This window comes from Kitasatospora sp. NPDC086009, from assembly GCF_044540385.1.
Lineage (GTDB): Bacteria > Actinomycetota > Actinomycetes > Streptomycetales > Streptomycetaceae > Kitasatospora.
Map to the genome: position 1 here is coordinate 164,753 of NZ_JBITSA010000007.1, position 22,843 is coordinate 187,595.

General features: G+C 72.2%; 17 protein-coding genes and 2 pseudogenes. 11 read left to right on the forward strand and 8 right to left on the reverse strand.

What is annotated here, in order from left to right; genetic code table 11:
• Nucleotides 1–88: 88 nt before the first annotated feature.
• Nucleotides 89–1,741, reverse strand: a complete 1,653-nt coding sequence (locus ACIF6L_RS19510; protein ID WP_359804478.1) for a cytochrome bc complex cytochrome b subunit — start codon at nucleotides 1,739–1,741, stop codon at nucleotides 89–91.
• 375 nt (nucleotides 1,742–2,116) lie between these two features.
• On the opposite strand from ACIF6L_RS19510, the gene ACIF6L_RS19515 reads away from it, so the two are divergent.
• The 6 genes from ACIF6L_RS19515 to ACIF6L_RS19540 all read left to right on the forward strand — a co-directional run bounded on the left by ACIF6L_RS19515 (nucleotide 2,117) and on the right by ACIF6L_RS19540 (nucleotide 8,403).
• The gene (locus ACIF6L_RS19515; protein WP_396486345.1) at nucleotides 2,117–2,524 is read left to right on the forward strand and encodes a hypothetical protein; all 408 of its coding nucleotides are present in this window, start codon (nucleotides 2,117–2,119) and stop codon (nucleotides 2,522–2,524) included.
• A 597-nt stretch (nucleotides 2,525–3,121) separates the two neighbouring features.
• Nucleotides 3,122–4,216, forward strand: coding sequence for a substrate-binding domain-containing protein (locus tag ACIF6L_RS19520; protein ID WP_352292000.1), 1,095 nt, complete (start codon nucleotides 3,122–3,124; stop codon nucleotides 4,214–4,216).
• Nucleotides 4,217–4,323: 107 nt separating this feature from the next.
• Complete coding sequence (locus ACIF6L_RS19525; RefSeq protein ID WP_329485943.1) at nucleotides 4,324–5,112, forward strand: ATP-binding cassette domain-containing protein; 789 nt, start codon at nucleotides 4,324–4,326, stop codon at nucleotides 5,110–5,112.
• Nucleotides 5,109–6,371 (forward strand): sugar ABC transporter permease, encoded by a 1,263-nt coding sequence (locus ACIF6L_RS19530; protein ID WP_329485941.1) that lies wholly within the window; start codon nucleotides 5,109–5,111, stop codon nucleotides 6,369–6,371. The genes ACIF6L_RS19525 and ACIF6L_RS19530 overlap by 4 nt, the downstream gene beginning before the upstream one ends.
• Before the next feature lie 199 nt (nucleotides 6,372–6,570).
• A complete protein-coding gene (locus ACIF6L_RS19535; protein WP_352292002.1) occupies nucleotides 6,571–6,807 on the forward strand; it encodes a hypothetical protein in 237 nt (78 codons plus the stop codon).
• Nucleotides 6,808–7,005: 198 nt separating this feature from the next.
• Nucleotides 7,006–8,403: a pyridoxal-phosphate dependent enzyme gene (locus ACIF6L_RS19540; RefSeq protein WP_396486344.1), complete on the forward strand. Its 1,398-nt coding sequence runs from the start codon at nucleotides 7,006–7,008 to the stop codon at nucleotides 8,401–8,403.
• 24 nt (nucleotides 8,404–8,427) lie between these two features.
• On the opposite strand, the gene ACIF6L_RS19545 is transcribed toward ACIF6L_RS19540, so the two are convergent.
• The 4 genes from ACIF6L_RS19545 to ACIF6L_RS19560 all read right to left on the reverse strand — a co-directional run bounded on the left by ACIF6L_RS19545 (nucleotide 8,428) and on the right by ACIF6L_RS19560 (nucleotide 13,379).
• Nucleotides 8,428–9,933: a GH1 family beta-glucosidase gene (locus ACIF6L_RS19545; RefSeq protein WP_396486343.1), complete on the reverse strand. Its 1,506-nt coding sequence runs from the start codon at nucleotides 9,931–9,933 to the stop codon at nucleotides 8,428–8,430.
• 86 nt (nucleotides 9,934–10,019) lie between these two features.
• Nucleotides 10,020–10,961, reverse strand: coding sequence for a carbohydrate ABC transporter permease (locus tag ACIF6L_RS19550; RefSeq protein ID WP_396486342.1), 942 nt, complete (start codon nucleotides 10,959–10,961; stop codon nucleotides 10,020–10,022).
• A 1-nt stretch (nucleotide 10,962) separates the two neighbouring features.
• The gene (locus ACIF6L_RS19555) at nucleotides 10,963–11,967 is read right to left on the reverse strand and encodes a carbohydrate ABC transporter permease (protein ID WP_380383733.1); all 1,005 of its coding nucleotides are present in this window, start codon (nucleotides 11,965–11,967) and stop codon (nucleotides 10,963–10,965) included.
• Between the two features lie 83 nt (nucleotides 11,968–12,050).
• On the reverse strand, nucleotides 12,051–13,379 hold the full coding sequence (locus ACIF6L_RS19560) for an ABC transporter substrate-binding protein (protein WP_396486341.1): 1,329 nt from the start codon (nucleotides 13,377–13,379) through the stop codon (nucleotides 12,051–12,053).
• Nucleotides 13,380–13,952: 573 nt separating this feature from the next.
• Between ACIF6L_RS19560 and ACIF6L_RS19565 the strand changes: the two genes are divergently transcribed.
• Complete coding sequence (locus tag ACIF6L_RS19565) at nucleotides 13,953–15,014, forward strand: LacI family DNA-binding transcriptional regulator (protein WP_329485935.1); 1,062 nt, start codon at nucleotides 13,953–13,955, stop codon at nucleotides 15,012–15,014.
• Nucleotides 15,015–15,179: 165 nt separating this feature from the next.
• On the opposite strand, the gene ACIF6L_RS19570 is transcribed toward ACIF6L_RS19565, so the two are convergent.
• On the reverse strand, nucleotides 15,180–17,210 hold the full coding sequence (locus ACIF6L_RS19570) for a glycoside hydrolase family 6 protein (protein WP_396486340.1): 2,031 nt from the start codon (nucleotides 17,208–17,210) through the stop codon (nucleotides 15,180–15,182).
• Nucleotides 17,211–17,605: 395 nt separating this feature from the next.
• Nucleotides 17,606–19,441: a cellulase family glycosylhydrolase gene (locus ACIF6L_RS19575; protein ID WP_396486339.1), complete on the reverse strand. Its 1,836-nt coding sequence runs from the start codon at nucleotides 19,439–19,441 to the stop codon at nucleotides 17,606–17,608.
• 594 nt (nucleotides 19,442–20,035) lie between these two features.
• On the opposite strand from ACIF6L_RS19575, the gene ACIF6L_RS19580 reads away from it, so the two are divergent.
• Entirely contained in the window at nucleotides 20,036–20,548 is a 513-nt protein-coding gene (locus ACIF6L_RS19580) for an isochorismatase family protein (RefSeq protein WP_396486338.1), read from the forward strand.
• Between the two features lie 311 nt (nucleotides 20,549–20,859).
• Entirely contained in the window at nucleotides 20,860–21,291 is a 432-nt protein-coding gene (locus tag ACIF6L_RS19585; protein WP_329485931.1) for a VOC family protein, read from the forward strand.
• Nucleotides 21,292–21,361: 70 nt separating this feature from the next.
• On the opposite strand, the pseudogene ACIF6L_RS19590 reads toward ACIF6L_RS19585, so the two are convergent.
• Nucleotides 21,362–21,805 (reverse strand): annotated as a pseudogene (locus ACIF6L_RS19590) (transposase).
• Nucleotides 21,806–21,988: 183 nt separating this feature from the next.
• On the opposite strand from ACIF6L_RS19590, the gene ACIF6L_RS19595 reads away from it, so the two are divergent.
• Together ACIF6L_RS19595 and ACIF6L_RS19600 are read left to right on the forward strand one after the other, a co-directional pair.
• Nucleotides 21,989–22,405: a GNAT family N-acetyltransferase gene (locus ACIF6L_RS19595; RefSeq protein ID WP_396486337.1), complete on the forward strand. Its 417-nt coding sequence runs from the start codon at nucleotides 21,989–21,991 to the stop codon at nucleotides 22,403–22,405.
• 69 nt (nucleotides 22,406–22,474) lie between these two features.
• Nucleotides 22,475–22,791, forward strand: a pseudogene (locus tag ACIF6L_RS19600) (helix-turn-helix domain-containing protein); the annotation flags it as partial.
• Between the last annotated feature and the right edge of the window lie 52 nt (nucleotides 22,792–22,843).

A 22,843-nucleotide genomic window follows, 5' to 3' on the forward strand; every position in this document is an offset into this window, starting at 1 on the left:
CGCGCCGGAGCCCGCGGGGTGGCCGCACGCGACGGGCCCGCCACGCGCTGGACGGCGTGGCGGGCCCGGTCGTGCGGGGCGCGGGAGGTCAGTGGTGGCCGTGGCCGCTGGTGATCTCCTCGTGCTCCTGCGCGGTCGGCTTGGCGATCTGGCTGCCCCGGCCGAAGAAGCCGCGCGAGAGCTGGGCCCGGGTGCGGGTGAGCAGGCCGGCCCGGCGGACCACGCCGTTCTCGTCCACCTCGGCCGGCAGCTCCATCGGCTGCGGCTGCTCGTGCGAGGTGAGCGTGTACAGCCGCCCCTGCGGGAGCGGGGCGTGCACCTCGACGAACTCGCCGTGCTGCAGCCGGTTGATGACGCCGGTCTCGCGGCCGTGCAGCACCTTCTCCTTGTCGCGCCGCTGGAGGCCCAGGCACCAGCGCTTGGTGATCACGAAGACCACCACCGGGAGGACGAAGAAGCCGATCCGGACCGCGTTGGTGATGGCGTTGATCGACAGGTGGAAGTGGGTGGCGATGAGGTCGTTGCCGCCACCGATCAGCAGGATCACGTAGAGGCTGACCCAGGCGGCGCCGAAGCCGGTCCGCACGGGCGCGTTGCGCGGGCGGTCCGCGATGTGGTGCTCGCGCCGGTCGCCGGTGACCCAGGCCTCCAGGAACGGGTACGTCCAGATGGCGAAGAGCACCAGTGGGAAGATCATCAGAGGCACGAAGACGCCCATGTTGAGGGTGTGCCCCCAGAGGCCGATCTCCCAGCCCGGCATGATCCGGATCAGGCCCTCGGAGAAGCCCATGTACCAGTCGGGCTGGGCGTCCGTGGACACCTGGTCCGGCCGGTACGGGCCGTAGGCCCAGATCGGGTTGACGGTGGCGATCGCCGCCATCGCGCTGATGATGCCGAACACCAGGAAGAAGAAGCCGCCCGCCTTGGCCATGTAGACCGGCATCAGCGGCATGCCGACGACGTTCTCCTCCTTGCGGCCGGGGCCGGAGAACTGGGTGTGCTTGTGGTAGAAGACCAGGATCAGATGGGCCACCAGCAGGCCCAGCATGATCCCCGGGATCAGCAGGATGTGCACGGTGAACAGCCGGGGCACGATCACGAAGCCCGGGAACTGGCCGCCGTAGATGAAGAACTGCAGGTACGTGCCGACCAGCGGGACGGCCAGCACCGCGCCCTCCATGAACCGGATGCCGGTGCCGGAGAGCAGGTCGTCGGGCAGCGAGTAGCCCATGAAGCCGTCGAACATGCCGAGGAACAGCAGCAGTGCGCCGAAGATCCAGTTGATCTCGCGCGGCTTGCGGAACGCGCCGGTGAAGAAGACGCGCATCATGTGCACCAGCATCGCGGCGACGAACACGATCGCCGACCAGTGGTGGATCTGCCGGATCAGCAGACCGCCGCGGATGTCGAAGCTGATGTCGACCGTCGAGGCGTACGCCTCGGACATCCGGATGCCCCGGAGCGGGATGTACGAGCCCTCGTACGTCACCTCGGCCATCGACGGCTGGAAGAACAGGGTCAGCCAGACGCCGGTCAGGATGATGATGATGAAGGTGTACAAGCAGATCTCGCCGAGCATGAAGGACCAGTGGTCCGGGAAGATCTTGCGCAGGTTGGCCTTGGACAGGGCGTAGATGCCGAGCCGGCCGTCGGCCCAGTCGGCGAGGGCCTCGGCCTTGTTCGCGGGCGCCGAGCGCGTGCTGGTGACCGGTCCCGGGCGCGACTGGTGGTGGGCTCTCACGACGGGCTCCCCGGCGTCCGCTGCGTACCGTCCGGGGAGCCCGCCTGCGGAGCTGCCGGCCGGCGGAGTGATGTGATCATGGGACCTCTCGATACGGGGCCGCCGGGGTCGCCGGCGCGCGGATCCGCCGACCCGCTGGCCCCGTTGCTCAAAGTGATGGAGCGCTTACTCTGTCATGCTGTCGGCAGGGGGCCGACTGTGCACGTCCATCGGCCCGGACGGCCGCTCGTGTCGGCCCGTCCGGGGGTGTGCGTGCCGCTGACCGGCCGCTTTCGGGCCGGGAATGGTGCGCTCGGGTGCTGTTGCCGGGGAGCCGAACCGTTTCGGCGCGCGCCGTGCGCGGGGAGGGTGCGGTCCCCGGCCTACGCTGCGCCAATGGTGGATCACCGGGAACTCTACGAGGACGTGACAGCGGCCCTGGCCCGTGCCGGGTTCGACACCGAGCGGGGCCCCTCGGGGCCCTCGGGCCTGCGGATCGCGGAACTGCCCCAGGGCGTGCTGGTCGGCTGGTCGCCGGGCGCGGACCAGGACGCCGGGCAGGGCGCCGAGCCCGGCGGGGACGGCGCCGACGGGCCGGGCGACGCCGCGCCGCCGCCCGGCGAGGGCATCCGTACGGCGATGACCGGGGCGGTCGCCGCGGTGCTCCGGGAGTCCGGCTACCGGGTGGCCGAGGCCGGGCCGGGTGAGCTGCTGGTGACGGCCGGCCCCCGGGCGCGGGAGGAGGCGGTGCGGTCCGGCGGTGCGCCGGAGGCGGCCGCCGTGCCGGAGCAGTGGTGGGGCTGAGCGGGCGGGGCCCCGGCGGACCCGGGCCCCGGGTGGTGGGTGCCGTCCGCCGGTAGGCAGTCCGCCGGTAGGCACCCCCTACGAGCACGTTCCCGAACACCGTGGACCCGTCGGACGATCACGTCCGGCGGGTCCACGGCGTTCCGGGGGTGCGCCGCGGCCGCCCCTCCTGTACCACGTTCGGGCGCCGACGGGCCCGCGCGGTGATCCCGGCCGCCGCCGACGGAACGTCAGATCCTCAAGCCTTCCGTCCTGTTGATCTAAGTCTTGAACGCACGAAGCATTTTGCTCTGTTCTTGTCAAGAGTGCAGCGGTCAGGGGATCGGCGACCGGCCCTTTGGATTCGCGGATCGATTCTCACGTTCGCACCAGGTGGTGAACGTCGAAGCGAAACCATATGTCCGTTCTGTCATGTCCTGCCAGATTGATACTCGGAGGTTCCTCCAAGCTTCAATGACGAGTAGGCGTTCACGAAGATAACGAAAAGATCTGAATCGTGAGGGCTTGGATTTACTTATTGACGTCATATGCCGAAGACGGATTAACTCCTCCCACCCCGCCGCAGCGCTGCGGCACCGTCACGGAGGCACTCCCCACATGAACGCAACGATGCGTCGCGTCGTCATTGGCACCGCCGCGGTCTCGATGGCCCTTTCGATGGCCGCCTGCGGCAAGGCCGGCAGTGACAAGAAGGACTCCGCGAGCTCCGGGGACAGCAAGTCCATCGGCCTGCTGCTCCCCGAGAACGCCTCCTCCACCCGCTACGAGTCCTTCGACCGGCCGTTCATCGAGGCCAAGGTCAAGGCGCTCTGCTCGGACTGCAAGGTGCAGTACAGCAACGCCGAGGGCAGCGCCGCCAAGCAGAAGCAGCAGTTCGACACCCTGATCGCCCAGGGTGTGAAGGTGATCATCCTGGACGCCTTCGACGCCAAGTCCACCCAGTCCTGGGTGAAGGAGGCGGCCGGCAAGGGCGTCAAGGTCATCGCCTACGACCGGCTCGCCACCGGCCCGGTCTCGGCCTACGTCTCCTTCGACAACGAGAAGGTCGGCGAGCTGCAGGGCCAGGCGCTGGTCGACGCGCTCGGCGCCAAGGCGGCCGACGCCAACATCATCATGATCAACGGTGACGAGGCCGACCCCAACGCCGCGCAGTTCAAGTCGGGCGCGCACAAGGTGCTCGACGGCAAGGTCAAGAAGGTGGTCTACGAGCAGTCCGGCGAGTGGAAGCCCACCGTCGCCGGCCAGAAGACCGGTGCCGCCATCACCCAGCTGGGCAAGGACGGCTTCCAGGCCGTCTACTCCGCCAACGACGGCATGGCGGGCGCCATCATCACCCAGCTGAAGGCCGCGGGCGTCAGCGTCCCGGTCGGCGGTCAGGACGCCGGCCTCGACGCCGTCCAGCGGATCGTCGCCGGGGACCAGGCCTACACCATCTACAAGGCCTACAAGCCGCTCGCCGACAGCGCCGCCGAGCTGGCCGTGAACCTCCTGCAGGGCAAGGACCTCAAGGCCGCGGCGCCGTCCACGGTGGACAGCGACACGGACAAGGGCATCCCGGCCAAGCTGCTGGAGCCCAAGGTCGTCACCAAGGCCAACATCAACGACACCGTCATCGCCGACGGCCTGTACAAGGCCGCCGACATCTGCACCGCGGACTTCGCCGCCGCCTGCACCACCGCCGGCGTCAAGTAGCGCGCCCGCCGGGCTCGAAGGCCACGGCGCTCCCCGTACCGCCCGGGGAGCGCCGGCCCTCCTGCCCGCAGGAACCCCACCCCACCCCACGCACTACCCCGCAGGAGATGGTTCACGTGACAGGCGCACCCGTACTGGCGCTGCGCGCGGTCTCCAAGCGCTTCGGCGCTGTCCAGGCACTCACCGATGTCGACCTCGACGTCCACGCCGGCGAAGTCGTCGCGCTGGTCGGCGACAACGGCGCCGGCAAGTCCACCCTGGTCAAGACGATCGCAGGAGTTCACCCGATCGACGAGGGTGAGATCACCTGGGACGGGCGCCCGGTCCGGGTCACCCGCCCCCAGGAGGCCCAGGCACTCGGCATCGCCACCGTGTACCAGGACCTCGCGCTGTGCGACAACCTCGACGTCGTCGCCAACCTCTTCCTGGGCCGCGAGCTGCGCCGCTTCGGCACGCTGGACGAGGTCGCCATGGAGCGGCGCGCCAAGGAACTGCTGGACACGCTCTCGATCCGGATCCCCAGCGTGCGGATCCCGATCGCCGCGCTCTCCGGCGGCCAGCGCCAGGTCGTGGCGATCGCCCGCGCCCTCGTCGGCGACCCGAGGATCGTGATCCTCGACGAGCCGACCGCGGCCCTCGGCGTCGAGCAGACCGCGCAGGTCCTCGACCTGGTCGAGCGGCTGCGCCAGCGCGGCCTCGGTGTGATCCTGATCAGCCACAACATGGCGGACGTACGGGCGGTCGCCGACACCGTCGCCGTCCTGCGCCTGGGCCGCAACAACGGGGTCTTCCCGGTCGCCGGCACCTCGCCCGAGGAGATCATCTCCGCCATCACCGGCGCCACCGACAACGCCGTCACCCGGCGTCAGGCACGTATCGCGGAGGAAGCGAAGTGAGCACCAGCCAGACCACCCCCACCAACGCCCCGGCACCGGTGGCCGACCCGCGCCTGCTGGTCCGCCAGGGCGGCGTCGCGGGCTACGTGGAGGAGTTCCGCCGCAAGATCAAGAGCGGGGACCTCGGCTCGCTGCCCGTCGTCATCGGCCTGGTCCTGATCGCGGTCATCTTCCAGAGCGTCACCGGCCACTTCCTCCAGGCCGACAACCTGACCAACATCACCAAGTGGATCGCCGGTCCCGGCCTGATCGCCGTCGGTGTCGTCTTCGTCCTGCTGCTCGGCGAGATCGACCTCTCGCTGGGCTCCATCGCGGGCGTCACCTCGGCCATCACCTCCGTCCTGGCGGTCCGTCAGGGCCTCAACGAGGGCCTGGCGATCCTGCTCGCCCTCGTCGCGGCGGTGGCCATGGGCGCCCTGCACGGCTTCTTCTTCGCCAGGATCGGCGTCCCCGCCTTCGTCGTCACCCTGGCCGGCATGCTCGCCTGGAGCGGTCTGCAGGACTACGTCCTCGGCAAGCTCGGCACCGTCAACAACATCAACGACGGCGTCGTCGCCAACCTGGACACCTACTTCCTGGGCGACGGCGACATCGCCTTCGCCTGGCTGGCGGCCGTCCTCGCGATCGTGCTGTTCCTCGGCGGCCAGCTCCTGGACGCCCGCCGCCGCACCACCGCCGGACTGCCCGCCCGCACCACCGGCGAGATAGCGCTGCGCACCGGCGCCCTCGCGGTGCTCGCCCTGGCCGGCGCCTACACCCTCAACCAGGACAGCGGCCTGCCGCTGCCGCTGGTCATCCTGCTCGGCGTCGTCGTGCTGACCGACTTCGTGCTGCGCCGCACCTCGTACGGCCGGCAGATCTTCGCCGTCGGCGGTGGCATCGAGGCCGCCCGCCGCGCGGGCATCAACGTCGCCTGGGTCCGCATCTCGGTCTTCATGATCTCGGCCGGCCTGGCCGGTCTCGGCGGCCTGTTCATCGCCTCCCAGCAGGGCTCGGCGGACAAGACGCTGGGCAGCGGCAACGTGCTGATGAGCGCCATCGCGGCCGCCGTCATCGGTGGCACCAGCCTCTTCGGCGGGCGCGGCAAGACCTGGTCGGCGCTGCTCGGCATCCTGGTCATCCAGTCCATCACCACGGGCCTGGACATGGTGCACGCCGCCCAGGCGATCCAGTACATGATCACCGGCGCCGTGCTGCTGGCCGCCGTCGTCCTGGACTCGGTCTCCCGTCGCACGCAGAAGTCCTCGGGCCGCGGCTGACCACCGCCCCTCGAACGGCCCGGTACCCACCCCCACGGGTACCGGGCCTCCGGCGTTCCCGGGCCCGGGCGGGCGCCGGACGGGCCGGGGCGCGGGACGTTCGTCCCTCCCGTCCGGGTCGGCCGCCCCGCACCCTGGAAGTGGAGCGCTGGCCCGTGGAGGCCGGCAGCACGCACCGAGAGAGGGAAACGCGGCCTTCATGTCCGACGAGCTGATCGTGCACCGCATGGTGGACGCCTTCTTCACCCACTGCCACGACTGTGACGAGCCGCGCGACCCGAACTGCCACACCCGGGCGCACTGGCGCCTGTACCTGGACCTCGATCCGGAGACCGTCGGGCGGATCCGGCACTGGCTGCTGGACCCGGCGAACCCCACCGGCACCGTCGCCGACCGCGCCGTCCTGCTGAACTGGCTCGACACCCAGGAGGCGTGACCCGCCCGGCCGGGCCCATCCGCCCGGCCTGCTGACCTGGCCCGGTCCTCTTGCGCCGGGTCCTCTCGCGCCGGGTCCTCTTGCGTCGGGCGATCGTGCGGTGAAAGCCTTTCGTCCCAGCGGTCGCAGGCGTTCGCCCGGGGCCGTGGCGTACGCGGCAGTGGCCGCGCGCGGCGGGGTACCGGGGCAAGGAGTCGCATGACGGTTCACGAATCGGTGGTCGACGCGATCGGCGGGACGCCGCTGTTCCGGCTGGCCCGGCTCGGCGCCGGCCTCGCGACCCCCGTCTACGCCAAGGCCGAGTTCCTCAGCATCGGCGGGAGCGTGAAGGACCGCGCCGCGCTGTCGATGGTCCTGGCGGCCGAGCGGGACGGCCTGCTCCGGCCCGGTGGGACGATCATCGAGGCGACCTCCGGCAACACCGGGATCGGCCTCACCATCGTCGGCCGCCGGCGCGGCTACCGGGTGATCGCCTGCGTGGCCGACCGGGCCGCCGTCGAGAAGTCGGACATCCTGCGGGCGTACGGCGCCGAGGTGGTGCTCGCCCCGACCACGCTGCCGGCCGAGCACCCGGACCACCTGTTCAACGTGGTGCGCCGGCTCGCCGAGGAGATCCCCGGCGCCTGGCTGGCCAACCAGTACGACAACCCCGCCAACCCCGACGCGCACGTGCGGACCACCGGTCCGGAGCTCTGGGAGCAGACCGGGGGCCGGGTGACCCACTTCGTCGCGGGGGTCGGCACCGGCGGCACGATCAGCGGCACCGGCGCCTTCCTCAAGAAGGCCTCCGGCGGCGGCGTCACGGTGGTCGGCGCGGACCCGGAGTCCTCCCGCTACGGCGGTGGCGACGGCAGCCCCTACTTCGTCGACAGCATCGGCCACTTCCTGCACCCCGGCACGGCGGAGGACCGCTGGCCGGAGTCCTACCACCGCGAGGTCGTCGACCACGTCGAGCGGATCCCGGACCGCGAGTCCCTGCTGACCGCACGGCGGCTGGCCCGTGAGGAGGGACTGCTGGCCGGCCCCTCCTCGGGCACGGCGGTGGCCGCCGCGCTCCGGGTCGCGCGCGGACTCGGCCCCGACGACCTCGTCGTGGTGCTGCTGCCCGACTCCGGCCGGTCCTACCTCTCCAAGCTGTACAGCGACGACTGGCTGCGCCGGTGGGGGTTCCTGGAGGAGCCGCGGGGCGCCGACCACACCGGACCGACCGTCCGGTCCGTGCTGGACGGTCGGCCCGGCGGGCCGGTCACGGTCGCCGCGGACGCCTCGGTGGCCGACGCCCTGGCCGTGCTGCGCGAGGTGCCCGGCGGCGTCGCGCCGGTGGTGCTGGCCCGGCCGGAGCGCCCGTACGGGGTCAGCGCCACCGAGGTGCTCGGCTCCCTCTCCTCGGCGGCCGTCGAGCGAGCGGTCACCGAGGGCCGCGCCGCGCCGGACGGCCCGGTCACCGCCCTGCTGGGCCCCGCCCTGCCGACGGTCGGCGTCGGCCAGTCGCTCGCCGAGGCCCGGGAGTCGCTCGGACCCGGCCAGGACGCCGCGCTCGTCCTGGTCGACGGCCGGGCCGTCGCACTGGTGCGGCGCGACGAGCTGGCCGGCTGAGGCCCGGGGCACCCGGCCCCTCGCTCAGTCGATCCCGCCCCGGCGGATCACCTCCGCGTACCAGTGGGCGCTGGCCTTCGGGGTACGGGCGAGCGTGTCGTAGTCCACGTGGACGGCGCCGAAGCGCTTGGCGTAGCCGTAGGCCCACTCGAAGTTGTCGAGCAGCGACCAGAGGTAGTAGCCGCGCACGTCGGCGCCGGCTTCGAGGGCGTGGTGGACGGCGGCGAGGTGGGCGCGGATGTAGGCGATCCGCCGGGGGTCGTCGACGCTGCCGTCGGGGCCGACCACGTCCTCGAAGGCCGCGCCGTTCTCGGTCACGAGGAGCGGCAGCCCGTGCTCCCGGTGCAGCGCGGTCAGCAGCTCGGTCAGGCCGGTCGGGTCGATCGGCCACCCCATGGCGGTGAGTTCGCCGGGCGCGCGGTGGAAGGTGACGTCGTCGGCGCCCGGCCAGGGGGAGTGCGGGCTCGCGCCGTGGCCGTCGTGGCGGGCCGTCGCGGCCTCGCCGTCGCGGGCGGCGGAGACCACCGTCGGCGTGTAGTAGTTCAGCCCGAGCAGGTCGATGGGCCGGGAGATCTCGGCGAGGTCGCCGTCGCGCACCAGGTCCGCCCAGTCGACCAGGTGGGCGGTGTCGGCCAGCAGGTCGTCCGGGTAGGCGCCGGCGAACATCGGACCGGTGAAGATCCGGTTGCCCACCGCGTCGATCCGCCGGGCCGCGGCGAGGTCGTCGGAGTGGCCGGTGAGCGGGCGGACGGCGTGCAGGTTGAGCGAGACGGCGATCTCGGCGGTCGAGGGCAGGGCGGCGCGCAGGGCGCCGACGGCGAGGCCGTGCCCGAGGTTGAGGTGGTGGGCGGCGCGGAGCGCGTCAGCCGGGCTGGTGCGGCCGGGTGCGTGGACGCCGGAGCCGTAGCCGAGGAAGGCGCTGCACCAGGGTTCGTTGAGGGTCACCCAGGTGTCGATCCGGTCGCCCAGGGCCTGCGCCGCGAGGGCCGCGTACTCGGCGAAGCGCTCGGCGCTCTCGCGCACCGGCCAGCCGCCGGCGTCCTCCAGGTGCTGCGGGAGGTCCCAGTGGTAGAGGGTGGCGACCGGCCGGATGCCGTGCTCCGCGAGCTCGTCGGCCAGGGCCCGGTAGAAGTCCAGGCCGCTCTCCAGGGCGGGGCCGCGGCCGGTGGGCTGGATCCGTGGCCAGGAGAGCGAGAACCGGTAGGAGGTGAGGCCGAGCCGGGCCATCAGCCGGACGTCCTCGCGGAACCGGTGGTAGTGGTCGACCGCCACGTCGCCGGTCTGCCCGCCGGCGGTCCGGCCGGGGGTGTGGCTGAAGGTGTCCCAGATCGACGGCGTCCGGCCGCCCTCGGCGGCGGCGCCCTCGATCTGGTAGGCGGCGGTGGCGGCGCCCCAGCGGAAGCCGGGCGGGAAGGCCCGGGCGGGGGGTTCGGCCGCGGTGCGGGCGGCGGGGGTGGAGGCGGAGGTGCGGGCGGAGGTGCGGGCCGCGGGGACGGCATCGGTGCGGGCGGGCGGCACGGTGGAGGTCATGACGGGGATGCTCCCGGGAGGTGGTGGGCGGGGCGGGGGGCAGCGCTCGACGGCGGTTCAGCTCTTGACGGCGGCGTGGGGCGGGTTCAGCTCTTGACGGCGCCGGCGGTGATGCCCCCGACGATGTGCCGGCCCAGGACGGCGAAGAGCAGCAGCAGCGGCAGCGTGCCGACCAGGGCGCCGGTCATGATGACCGCCTGGTTGACTTCGTAGGCGCTGCCGCCGCCGATGGCGGACAACGCGACCTGGACGGTCGGGTTCTGCTGGGTCAGGACGACGAAGGGCCAGAAGAAGTCGTTCCAGGACTGCACGAAGACCAGCATTCCCAGCACGGCCATCGCCGGCCGGGCCACCGGCAGCACGACGTGCCAGACGATCCGCAGACTGTGCGCGCCGTCCACCCGGGCCGCCTCGATCAGCTCCACCGGCAGCGCCTCGGCGAGGTACTGCCGCATGAAGAACACCCCGAAGGCGGCCACCAGGGAGGGGAGTACGACGGCCTTCAGCTGGTTGCCCCAGCCCAGGTCGGTGATGATCCGGTAGAGCGGGATCACGCTGAGCTGCGGGGGGATGGTCATGGTGGCGACGACGACGGTCAGCAGGGCGCCCCGGCCGCGGAACGCCAGCTTGGCGAAGGCGAACCCGGCCAGGGTGGAGAACGCGACCGTGCTCAGTGCGACGCAGCCCGCCACGACCGTGGAGTTGAGCAGCGCCCGGCCGAGGTCGGCCTGCTCCCAGGCGGTGGTGATGTTGGTCCACAGCGATCCGCCGGGCAGCAGCGGCGGCGGTGCCTGGGCCACCCGCTCCCCGGTGGAGGAGGCGGCGACGAAGGTCCAGTACAGGGGGAACAGCGAGAGCACGGCGGCGGCCGCCAGGACGGCGTAGGTCAGCGGCCCGGCCTTGTCCTGCTCCCCGGCACCGGGCCGCAGCCGGCGCCGGACGGCGCGCAGCGCGCCCGCGAGACGGCCGGGGGCACGGTCGGCGGTGGACGGCCGCGCCGTCGGGGTGGGTTCGAGGGTGGTGGTCATCTCAGCGCCCCTGTCCGGCACGGCCCCGGCGGGCGAGCAGCAGTTGGACGGCGCCGATCAGCAGCAGGATCAGCAGCATCGTCCAGGCGACGGCCGACGCACGGCCCAACTGACGGCTCGGCCAGCCGAGTTCGTACATGTAGAGGCTCAAGGTCTGGAACTGGTGGGCCGATCCGCCGCTGACCCCGACACCGCCGCCGAAGAGCAGCGGCTCGCCGAACAGCTGGGTGGCCCCGATGGTCGAGACGATCACCGTGAACAGGATGGTGGGCCGGATGGACGGCACGGTGATCCGGGTGAACTGCTGCCAGCGGGAGGCGCCGTCCAGGCTCGCGGCCTCGTAGAGGTCCTTCGGGACGGCCTGCATCGCGGCCAGGTAGATCAGCGCGTTGTAGCCCGTCCAGCGCCAGGTGACGATGGTGGCGACGGCGATCTGGGCGGGCCAGGTGTCGGCGTACCAGTCCGTCCGGCCGACCCCCACCAGCGAGAGCAGCCAGTTGACCAACCCGTAGTCGGGGTTGAACAGTTGGACGAAGACCAGGGTCGCCGCCGCGATCGAGGTGGCGTACGGCGCCAGGACCGCCACCCGCAGGAAGCCGCGGCCGCGCAGCCGGTAGTTGAGCAGGTGCGCCAGCCCGAGCGCCATCAGCAGCTGCGGCACGGTGGACAGCACCCCGATGGTGAAGGTGTTGAGCAGCGCGGTGCGGAACTGCTCCGTGCCCCAGAGCCGGGTGTAGTTGCCCAGCCCGCGCCACTCCATCACCCCCGGGTCGAGCAGGTCGACCCGGTGCAGCGAGAGCCAGCCGGTCCACAGCAGGGGGAACAGGCCGAAGGCCGCGAAGCAGAGGAAGAAGGGCGCGATGTACGCGTAGGGCGAGGCCTTGAGGTCGAGTCGGTGCAGGCGCGAGCGCCAGCTGGGGGGCGGCGCGGCGGGGCCGGAGCGGCGCCCTGCGGGCGCGGGCCGGGGCGGGCCGCTGTCCGTCGCGGGCCGGTGGGTGGTGGCCACGGGGGAGTCCTTCCAGGGGTGGCGGGCCGGGCCGGTCCGGGCCGCGGACGGGCCCGGCACCGGAACGGCCGGAGGGGTGGCGCTCAGCCGTTGACCTTGTCGTCGATCAGCTTGGTGACGTTGGTCCAGGCCTTGGCCGGGTCGGTGCCGTGCTGCTCGATGTCGAGGATCCCGTTGTCCGTGATGACGGTCTTGACCGTGCCGTCCTGCTCACCGATCGGTGCCGGCGCGATGTTCTGTGCGGTGGCGGCGAAGATCTTCCCGGTCGGGGTGGTGCCGAAGTAGTCCAAGGTGGCGTTCTGGACGGCGGGTTGAGCCAGCGCCGCGGTGGTCGACGGCAGATTGCCGACCTTGGCGAAGACCTTGGCCTGCTGCTCGGGCGCGGTCAGCCAGGCGGCCAGCGCGGCGGCTTCCTTCTGGTGCTTGCCGGCCTTGGGCACCGTGAGGAAGGCGCCGCCCCAGTTGGAGGCCACCGGCGCCTGCGCGATGTCCCACTTGCCCTTGCCCTGGTCGCCGGAGTACTTGCTGATGATGCCGGTCATCCAGGACGGGCAGACCACGGTGGCGAACCGGGCGTTGCTGAAGGCGGTGTTCCAGTCGTCCTGGAACTGCCGCAGACCGGCGCTGATACCGGCGCGGGACGCGTCCACGGCGGTCGTCCAGGCCTTCTTCACCCCGGGGCTGTCCCGGTAGACGAGCTTGCCGGAGGCGTCCGAGTACTGCTGGGACTCCGCGGAGAGGGCCGCGTTGAAGAGGCCGCTCGCCGAGTCGGTGAAGAAGGTGCCCGCCGGGGCCTTGGCCTGGTACTGCTTACCGGCCTCGACGAACTTCGCCCAGTCCCCGCTCCACAGCTTGCCGACGGCCTCGCGGTCGGTCGGCAGTCCGGCCTGCTCGAAGAGGTCCTTGCGGTAGCAGACGGCCATCGGGCCGATGTCGGTGCCCAGGCCGATCAGGGCGCCCTTGGCGGTGGTGGCCTGCTTGGCCTTCCACGGCAGCCACGCGTCGGCCCGGACGCCCTCCGCCTTGGAGAGGTCGGTGAACTTGTCGCCGAGCGTGCCGGTGGCCTGCGCGATGTAGCCGACCTCGACGGCCTGGATGTCGTTGAGGCCGCTGCCGGAGGCCAGGTGGGTGGCCAGGGCGTCCCAGTACTTCTGACCGTCCTGGACGGTCTCGTACCGGATGGTGATCGAGGGGTGGGCGGCCATGTACTCGTCGTACAGGCCGGCTTCGCGGTAGCCGAAGGTGCCGAAGTCGCCGACGGAGAGCGTGACTTTGCCACCGCCGTCGGCGGCCGCGCCGGTGGCGGTATCGGCGTCGGAGCCGCCGGCGCAGCCGGTGAGCAGGAGGGCCGAGAGGGTCAGTGCGGTGGTGACGGGGACGGCCCGGCGGCGTGCGCGGGTGGTGGGACGCATGGGGGTTCTCCTCGGTGCCTGTGCGTGGTGGGTGTGGCGGGTGTCTGGTGGCCGGTGTCCGGTGCTCCCGGGTGGCCGGTGCTCCCGGGGGGCCGGGTGCGGGTTTGCTCGGGCTTCGGCTCGGGTCCTCTGGTTCCGGCTCGGACTTGGGTTCCGGCTCGGGCTCTGGTTCCGGCAGTACTCGGCGGACGCGTGCGTGGTGCCCGGCCGGGGTTGATCAGTCAGTGATCCGGCGGCTAATTCGGCTCACTGGCGGGCTTGTTGATCGAGCGTCGGACAGCCCCTCCGGCTCCGGTCGGGCGTCGGAGGCTGGCCCCGGTGGCGGCGGGCCGCTAGGGTGGGCGCACTGTCGTGGGAGCGCTCCCAAGCACTAGGGGAAGGTTGCTGGGTGATCGGGTCGGGTGTCAAGGCGGATCGCGCCATCCGTTGCGGGAACGTGTCCTGCGGCGGGCGGCCCACCGGGCCGGCACCTGCCCCCTCGCGCCCGCGCCGCGCCCCGGTGGAGGAGGATGGTCTCCGGGGCGCCCGCCCGGCGTTGGCGGCCCCCGTGGCGAGGTCTTGGAGAGGTGGACGATGGCACAGGCGGCGAGTGGGACGGCCGGCGCGTCGGGCAGTGGGTCACGGGGCTCGGCACGGCCGACCCTGGAGGAGGTGGCCGCCCTCGCCGGCGTGGGCCGCGGCACGGTCTCCCGGGTGGTCAACGGCTCGCCCCGGGTGAGCGACAAGGCCCGGGAGGCGGTCCAGGCCGCGATCGCCGAACTCGGCTACGTGCCGAACCGGGCGGCGCGGGCCCTGGTCACTTCCCGGACGGACGCCGTCGCCCTGGTCGTCCCGGAGGCGGAGACCAGGCTCTTCTCCGAGCCCTACTTCTCCGACATCATCAGCGGCGTCGCGGCCGAACTCAGCGAGACCGACATGCAGTTGCTGCTGATCCTGGTCCGCAACCAGCGCGAGCGCGACCGGCTGGCCGCGTACCTGTCGGCCCAGCGGGTGGACGGCGTGCTGCTCGTCGCGGTGCACCGGGACGACCCGCTGCCCGGCCTGCTGGAGAGCCTGGAGATCCCGTCGGTGCTGGCCGGCCGGCGCAACGACCACGAGGTCCTCAGCTATGTCCACGCCGACAACGCCGGCGGTGCGCGGATGGCCGTCCGGCACCTGCTGCGGCGCGGCTGCGGCCGGGTGGCCACCATCACCGGCCCGCTGGACATGGAGGTGGCGCTGGCCCGCCTGGACGGCTACCGCCGGGCCCTGGAGGAGGCCGGGCAGGCGTACGAGGAGGACCTCGTCGGTCTGGCCGACTTCACCGAGGAGGGCGGGCGGCAGGCGATGCGGGCGCTGCTGGAGCGGCGGCCCGACCTCGACGCGGTGTTCTGCGCCTCGGACGTGATGGCCGCCGGGGCCATGCAGGTGCTCCGGGCGGCCGGCCGGCGGATCCCGGACCAGGTCGCGGTGATCGGGTTCGACGACTCGATCGTGGCCCGGCACACCGAACCGGCGATGACCAGCGTCCGCCAGCCGATCGAGGAGATGGGGCGCACCATGGCCCGGCTGCTCCTGGAGGAGATCGCCGGGCGGCACCGGGGCAGCCGGCAGGTGGTGCTGGCGACCGAGCTGGTGGTCCGCGACTCGGCCTGACGGGGGCCTGCCCGCGGCCCCGGCGCGAGTACCGGCTTGGCGGGAGCCCCCTGTGTGGCGGGAACCCCCCTGTGTGGCGGGAACCCCTGACTGGCCGGAACGCTGGGGACAGCGCCGGTGCCGGCCCCGCCGTCGTGGCGGAGCCGGCACCGGGCCGGTCGGGCGTCAGCTCGTCGTGCAGCTCAGCGTCGGCGCGGTGTTGCCGCCGGAGTAACCGGCGCCGAACCCGAAGGCGGTGCTCGCGCCCGCCGCCAGCGCGCCGTTGTACGGGGCGTTGGTGACGGTCACACTCGTGCCGGACTGCGCGAGGACACCGTTCCAGAGGTTGCTCACCTGCTGGGTGCCGCCCCAGGTCCAGGTCACCTTCCAGTGCGTGGCGGCGGCCGTACCGGTGTTGGTGACGGTGACGTCGGCGTTGAAGCCGGTGCCCCAGTCGCTGCTGACCCGGTAGGCCGCGGTGCAACCGGAGCTCCCGCCGCCGCTGCCCGCGGCGGTGGTGACGGTGAGGGCCGCCGAGGCCGTCGAGGCGTTGCCCGCCGCGTCACGTGCCACCACGGTGTAGCGGTAGGCGGTCGAGGCGGTCAGCCCGCCGTCGGTGTACGTGGTGCCGCCGGCGCCCGTGGTGGACCCGACCGCCGTGCCGTTGCGGTAGACGTCGTACCCCGTGACCCCGACGTTGTCGGTCGAGGCCGTCCACGCCAGCGAGACGGTGGCGGCCGTGGTGGCGGTGGAGCGGAGCCCGGCCGGGGTGCTCGGCGGCGTGGTGTCGCCGGTGCCGCCGCCGGTCACCGGCGGGTAGGCGTTCTTCAGCAACTCCTGGAACTGGGCGGAGAACCAGGCCCCGGCCAGCGGCGCGCCCGGCAGGGCGCCGGAGAGGTGGAAGTTGTTGCGTGGGTTGCCGGTGTACGTCGGGTCGCACATCCGGTCGAAGCCCTTCCCCTCGTCGTTGGGGATGTACTGGCTGGCACCGTCCGACTCGCCCGGGGGCTTCACCCACACGTAGGCGTCGATGCCCGGCTCGGGTGCGGACCGCGGACGCTCGCCGAGGCCGGCGCCGCTCTGGTTGCACCAGTTGCCGGTCTGGAACCGCCGGTCGGTCCGGCCGCCGTCCACGTAGCTGTCGACGCTGGTCCGGGCGCCCGGGCCTGTCGGGCGGGCCGCGCCGCCCCAGCCGTTGCGCGAGGTGTCGATCAGCATGCCGACGGCCGGGTCGAACCCGGCGCTGACGGCCTTCTGCCGGAAGGCCTGGGCGTAGGAGAGCTCGTCGACGTAGCGGTTCCAGTCCACCCAGGCGCTCTGGCGGACCGAGGTGCCGTTCACCGAGTCGTCGACGGTGTAGTAGGGCTCCTTCAGGGCCGAGTAGTTGGCGGTGTTGACGATGAAGCCGTGCACGTTGGCGGTGGTGGAGCCGGCGGCCGTCGCGGCCTGGTGGAGGACGTCGACGGCTGGGCCGAGGTTGGAGTCCCAGCCGAGCCAGCCGTGGTGGCCGGCATCGACGTAGTTGTAGACGTTCGGGACGGCGCCCAGCTTGGCCAGTGCGTACCCGACGCCGTTCACGTAGTTGCCGTTGGCCTTCATGGTGTCGCACTGCGGGGTGGCGGTGGCGGTGCCGCCCGCGTTGGTGACCAGGTTCGGCAGCGAGTCGATCTCGACGGTGGTGACGATCCGCAGCCCGGCGTAGGCGGGATCGGCCAGCACGGCGGCGATCGGGTCGATGAACTCGGTCCGGTAGCGGCCGATCTCGGTCGGGCCGAGTTCGCCGTTGGAGGCGAGGGCGGCGCAGTCGCGGCCGGGGAGGTCGTAGACGACGAGCTGGACGACGAAGGGCTTGCCTGCCGCCTGCCGGACGGCGTTGTCGAGGTGTCCGCGCAGGCCCAGGTGGCCGGCGGTGCCGTTGATGGCGGCGATGCGGTCGAGCCAGACGGCGGTCGGCTGGCCCGCGACGGCGCTGCCGCCGGGTTCGGCGGCGGCGTTCGCGGCCCACTCGGGGTTCACGTAGACGCCCGCGCCGGCATAGGGGTTGTCGACCCGGGCGGCCGGCGTTGAGGCCTCCGCCGCAGCGGCTGAGGCGGAGGTGGCGGTGGCGACGGGCAGGAGGCTGGTGGCGCCGAGCGCCGCGACGGCGGCGAGGGCGCGCAGCCGGTGGAGCACGGGCCTGCGGCGGGTGCGTCCGCCGTTGTGGTGGCCGGAAGGCATGGGGGAGTCCTTTCGGGTGGGGGACCCAGGGGTAAGGGCGCCGGTCCGGGGCGCCGGGGTGGGATCGCTCCCATCAGAGGTGAGAGCGATCCCGGTGCAGGTTTCCGGCGGGTCGGCCGGGATAGTTGCCGAACTGCGGGAAGGCTCTCAATTCGGCTGCTGTGCGCGTGAGATGGAGTCAGACTCCGGCTCCCCGCTATCAACCCATGAACGCTCGGGGGCGTCAAGGCGTTCGACATAAATGCGTGGGAGCGCTCCCGCGCAGGGGTCCGTGGTGGGCCTCGGCGAGCGTCGGGTGGGTCTGGGGGGGCTGTCTGCGGTACGGCCTGGTGTCTGGTGCCTGGTGGTGGTGCCCGGTGGCTGGTGGTGCCGGGTGGGCGGAGGCCCTGCTGCCGTCAGGGCGTGACGGTGCACGTCGGCACCGGCGGGGAGGCGCCGAGCCGGCCGCTGCCCTGAAGGCCGAAGGTCGTCGAAGCGCCGGGCGCCAAGGCGCTGTTGTACGCCAGGCCGGTCGCGGTGACCGTGCTCGCCGACTGGGTGACGGCGGCGTTCCAGGTCCCGGTCGGCTGCCACCCGGCGGGCCGGTCCCAGGCGGCCGTCCAGGTGCTACCGGCCCGGCTCCCGGTGTTGGTGACCGTCACGGTCGCGGTGAACCCGGTGTCCCACTGGCTGTCCGTGTGCCAACCGGCCGTGCAGCCGGTGGTGTCGGGAGGCCCCGCGGTGGTCACGGTCGTCGCCCCGGAGGCGGCCGAGACGTTTCCGGCGGCGTCCCGGGCGGTGACGGTGTAGGTGTAGGCGGTCGCCGGGGTGAGGCCGGTGTCCGTGTACGTGGTGCCCGTGACCGTGCCCACCAGCGTGGCGCCCCGGTGGACGTCGTAGCCGGTGACGCCCGTGTCGTCCTGGGAGGCGGCCCAGCCGAGGGTGGCGGAGGTGGCGGTGACAGCGGTCGCCGTGAGGCCGGTGGGGGCCGTCGGCGACCGGGTGTCGCCGACCCCGCCGCCGGCGGCGAACCCCGGGGCCTTGACGGCGGTGAGGTAGCCGTCCTTCACCGTGTCCACCGTGGTCCAGTCGTCCTTGAGGATCCCGCCGGTGTCGCCCGAGTTCGGGTTCCAGGACCAGAACGTCCAGGAGAAGGCGTCCGCGCCCGCCTGCGCGGTGGACCGCAGGTACTGGGTGAGCGCGCTCAGCCAGGTCCGGTCGGCGGCCGCTTGCAGGGTGGAGCCGAACTCGCCGATCCACACCGGCGCGATGTTCTGTCGGAACAGGTAGCCCCAGTTGGAGTCCCACACCGCGGGCAGGTTGGCGGGGAACGCCGGGTCGTCGAACCACGGTTGGCGCGCCACGCTCGTGGCGTACTCGTGCGCGGAGTAGACGAGGCGGTTCGGCACGCCCAGCCGGACCGGGTAGGCCGCCGCACCGCGGAGGTTCCCGCCCCACCAGGTCGAACTGCCCTGGAAGCTCTGCACACCCTCGACGAGGACGAGCAGCGAGGGGTTGGCCCCCAGGACGGCCTCGCCGCCGCGCTCGGCCGCCAGGCGCCAGTCGAGCGCCGGGTCGCCGCAGCCCCAACAGGCCGGATCATGCGGCTCGTTGTGCAGGTCGATGCCGATGACGGTGGGGTTGCCGGCGTAGCGCGCGGCGATCGCCCGGAGGTCGGCGAGCCAGGTGCTCTCCGGGACGGCGCTCGTGTACCAGAGCGCCGACTGCCCGTCGGCGTCCGGGCGGTGGCGGTCGAGGATCACCTTGAGCCCGGCGGCTCCGGCCCGGTCGACGATCCGGTCCATCACCTGGAGCGAGGTCAGGCCCTGGAGGTCGGCGTTCATGCCGCCGGAGTGGTTGACACCGGTCGGTACGGAGCCCTGGAAGAGGTCGTCGCTGTAGGGCAGGCGGATGGTGTTGAAGCCGAGGGCGCGCATCTGGTCGATCATGCTGCCGTAGTCGCGGGCCCAGAGGCCGTGCGGAACGTGGTCGGCCGTTTCGAAGCCGAACCAGTTGACTCCGGCGATCCGGACGGGTCGGCCGGCCTCGTCGAGCAGTTGGCGCCCGCTGGTGTGCCAGTAGCCGGAGCCCGGGGTGGTGACGCCGGTTGCTCCCGTCGCTGCGGTCGCTCCGGGCATCGGGGCGCTGGTCGGGGTGGGGGCGGCCTGCGCGGGCGGGGCCGACAGGAGCACGGCCGCCGTGAGAGCGAGCGCTGTCACGATCCTGCGCAGGCGGCGTAGGGGGTGGGACACGTCGGTCTTCCTCTCCGAGGAGTGCGGCGGCGGTCCGGGCGGGCCTCCGCCGGTGGGCACCGGCCGGGGCGGGATGAGGAGTGCGGGAGCGCTCCCATCTTCGGGTGCGGGGAAGCTCCGATGTTCTCGGGGTGGGGCGGCCGGTGCGGTGTCGTCGCTGGGTGGTGCGTCGCGGACGGAGGTGCGGACATCATCCCCTGGGGCATGAGGCACCCACATCGCCGTCGATGCTCGGGACCGGGCGACGTTCATACTATGAAATCGACAACCCGCCGAGGGCGTCAAGGACGGCGTTGGCGTTCAACTCTTGTCGGCGGCCCGGCTGATGCCGTCCGACGGCGCGGCCGGACGGCGTTGCGGCGGTCCGATCGGTTGCCCGGTTGCCTGGTCGGAAGGCACCTTGTTCGGCCGTCGCTCGTCAGGGCTCGTGGCGTCGCGCGGCCTGCCGCTGTTGAGCGAGGCCGCCGACATCCTGCGGATGACCGACCACGTCGCAGACGTCGAGTACGGGCGGTGGGTGCTGATCGAGGATCCCGGAGCGCGACCGCCCAGGAGCAGGCATCCGGCCACGGTGATCCGCTACCGTGATCCGCCATGCGAACCCTTGACTCCGGCCGGACGGCGCTCGTCCTGGTCGACCTGATGGACCGGATCGTCGCCCTGCCGCTGGCCCCGCACGCGGGGACCGAGGTGCTCAGGGCGTCGCTGGAACTGGCGGCGGCCTTCCGGGCAGCGGGTGCCCCCGTCGTCGCCCTGCGCGTCGAGCGCCCGAGCGTCGCCGAGCAGCCGCCCGGCAGTGGGCTGGTCGCGGAGGTGGCGGCGACCGCCGATGCCGTATTGGTGAAGCGCACCATCGGCGGGTTCCAGGACACCGGGCTGCACGACCTGCTCCAGGGGCGCGGCGTGCACACGCTGGTGTTCGCCGGCATCGCGACCAACCTGGGCGTGGAGTCGACCGCTCGGGCAGCCGCCGACCACGGCTACCAGCTGGTGTTCGTCGAGGATGCGATGGCGGCCCTGACGGAGGCGGAGCACCGGTCGGCGGTCGACCTCGACCTGCCCCGCTTCGGCGAGGTGGTGGCGCGGGAAGCCGTCCGTCTCTCGTGACCGCCGGACGGCGGCAGACAGGTGCGCGGGGCGCTGGGCACGCATGGACGCCGACGGCTCGACCGCCGTCACCTCCAGCGTCGCCGACCCGTACGACCCCGCGCCGGCCCCGACATTGACCACGGCGCGCCCCACCCAGGGCGGCGGAGATCGCCTGCTCGATCCTCGGCATCCGGCCGCCGGTAGGTGGCGTACCCGCCGCCTACCGTGCCGTGGTCCGCACCATCGGCGCTGCCGTCCACCCCGCCGCCTGACCACCTGTGGATCCCCTGACCTGCGGAGATGAGCAGCGCCCCTGTTATTGTGCGCCAATGTCAACGATCAAACAGTTCCAAGTGGCCTTCGACTGCGCGGAGCCCGTGCGCCTCGCCGCCTTCTGGTGCGAGGTGCTGGGGTACGTCATGCCGGCGGTCCCGGAGGGCTTCGCCACGTGGGAGGAGTGCTTCCGCTCACTGCCGCCCGAGGATGCGATCTACTTCGCGTGCACTGATCCCGCGGGTGTGGCTCCGCGCCTGCTCTTCCAGCGAGTCCCCGAAGGCAAGGTCGTCAAGAACCGGGTGCATCTCGATGTGCGGGCCGGCACCGGGCTCGTGGGTGACGAGCGTCTGGCCACACTCGAGGCCGAATGCGCACGGCTGATGGCGCTCGGGGCGAAGCACGTGCTGACGCAGCGCGCCGATGGCGTCAACGAGTCGTGCATCACGATGCAGGACATCGAGGGCAACGAGTTCTGCCTCGCCTGATTTCTCCTCCGAGACTGCGAGGTAGGGAGCCCTCTCCCGGGAACCCTTCAGGTCGCGCATGCGGCGGGAGTCATCCCGTGAGAGCGAGGTTGCGCAGACGGGCAACGCCGTGCATCGCGTGGCGCACGCCGTCGTCTCTCAGGCGGCGGTCGCGCAGGATCTTTTAGGTCTTCATCCGGGCGAAGGCGTGCTCGACGCGGGCGCGGACCCGTTGGTGGTCGTGGTTGTGTTCGGCCTGCCAGTCGGTCAGTTCGTCGCCACGGAGGCGGCGGTGCGGGATGACGAGGCCGGTTCCGGGGTAGCCGCCGTCGGCGATCGTGGTTGTCCGGCCGACGGCGGCCTTGGCCCCGGATTCCTCCCATGCCCTGCAGTCGTTGCGGTTGCCGGGCAGGGGCCGACCGACGCGGTGCAGCTGCCTCACCAACTCGCCGACGGCATGCGGGCTCAGTCCGGCGAACGGGGCGGTCCAGGGCGGCTCAGACGCCGTGATAACACCAGCCACGGCCAAGGTCATCCCACGGGCAAGACCACCGACGGGACGACTCTCAGTGCCGCATCAGGCAACGTTCGCCCTGCTGAGGTACCGACAGAGGCCAGAGCGGCGCGGTTCCGAAGGCCGTAGAGATGGGTTCGGCGTCGGGATCGCTCTGCGGCAAAATGCCCGCCCCCCGATGCCGGAACGTGTCAGGATCCTCGAATGGAGATCCGTCGTGTCACTCAGGTCGAGGCGGTCGACGCCGCTGGACATCTCTTCGACACCGTCCCAGGGCGGGAGGCCACTGAACGGTTCCTGACGGACGAGCGCCATCACCTCCTCATCGCCTATGTGGACGACGTCCCGGCGGGGATCGTCACCGGTGTGGAGATGACCCATCCGGACAAGGGAACCGAGATGTTCCTGTACGAGCTGGGCGTGGACGAGTCCTTCCGCGGGCGTGGCGTCGGCCGGGCTCTGGTGTCGGCGCTCGCCGACCTGTCCCGTGAACGGGGCTGCTATGGCGTGTGGACCATCACGGACGAGGAGAACGCGGCAGCACTGGCCGCGTACCGCCGCGCCGGCGGCGTCCCGGAAACGGGACAGGTGGTCCTCACCTGGACATTCGATCAGCCGTAGACCGACGCAACGGATCCGCCTCCCGCACCGCATGGTTGGCGACCCGGCGTCCACGTACAGGTCCGCGAGATCGAAGATGACGAGGGCAGCCGGCTGCTGCGGATCGTCCACCGGGTCGCCGGGTGGTGGTGCCCTGGCGGCGGGCACAGATGGTGCTGCTGTCTGCCCCGCGTGTGCCTGTGGCGAAGCTCGCCGAGGTCACCTTCACCAGTACGGACCGGGTTCGCGACGTGATCCACCACTTCAACGCCGACGGCTTCGACTCACTCTTCCCGAAGCACAGGGGCGGGCGGCCACGGGCGTTCACCCTGCCCGAGCGCCGGGAGATCTTGGAGATCACCAAGTTCAAGCGTGATCCGCCGCTACATCGTCTGGCGGAACAAACACGCCGTCGACGAACGGCTAGCCGGCTCAGTGTGCTCCGGCGGCGTCTCTGCG

Bases quoted from the DNA above. Each gene is read 5' to 3' on its own strand.
- ACIF6L_RS19595 (WP_396486337.1), top strand. From the start codon at position 21,989: ATGGAGATCCGTCGTGTCACTCAGGTCGAGGCGGTCGACGCCGCTGGA.
- ACIF6L_RS19550 (WP_396486342.1), bottom strand. From the start codon at position 10,961: ATGACCACCACCCTCGAACCCACCCCGACGGCGCGGCCGTCCACCGCC.
- ACIF6L_RS19525 (WP_329485943.1), top strand. From the start codon at position 4,324: ATGGTTCACGTGACAGGCGCACCCGTACTGGCGCTGCGCGCGGTCTCC.
- ACIF6L_RS19515 (WP_396486345.1), top strand. From the start codon at position 2,117: ATGGTGGATCACCGGGAACTCTACGAGGACGTGACAGCGGCCCTGGCC.
- ACIF6L_RS19545 (WP_396486343.1), bottom strand. From the start codon at position 9,933: ATGACCTCCACCGTGCCGCCCGCCCGCACCGATGCCGTCCCCGCGGCC.
- ACIF6L_RS19580 (WP_396486338.1), top strand. From the start codon at position 20,036: ATGCGAACCCTTGACTCCGGCCGGACGGCGCTCGTCCTGGTCGACCTG.
- ACIF6L_RS19565 (WP_329485935.1), top strand. From the start codon at position 13,953: ATGGCACAGGCGGCGAGTGGGACGGCCGGCGCGTCGGGCAGTGGGTCA.
- ACIF6L_RS19520 (WP_352292000.1), top strand. From the start codon at position 3,122: ATGAACGCAACGATGCGTCGCGTCGTCATTGGCACCGCCGCGGTCTCG.
- ACIF6L_RS19560 (WP_396486341.1), bottom strand. From the start codon at position 13,379: ATGCGTCCCACCACCCGCGCACGCCGCCGGGCCGTCCCCGTCACCACC.
- ACIF6L_RS19570 (WP_396486340.1), bottom strand. From the start codon at position 17,210: ATGCCTTCCGGCCACCACAACGGCGGACGCACCCGCCGCAGGCCCGTG.
- ACIF6L_RS19535 (WP_352292002.1), top strand. From the start codon at position 6,571: ATGTCCGACGAGCTGATCGTGCACCGCATGGTGGACGCCTTCTTCACC.
- ACIF6L_RS19540 (WP_396486344.1), top strand. From the start codon at position 7,006: ATGACGGTTCACGAATCGGTGGTCGACGCGATCGGCGGGACGCCGCTG.
- ACIF6L_RS19585 (WP_329485931.1), top strand. From the start codon at position 20,860: ATGTCAACGATCAAACAGTTCCAAGTGGCCTTCGACTGCGCGGAGCCC.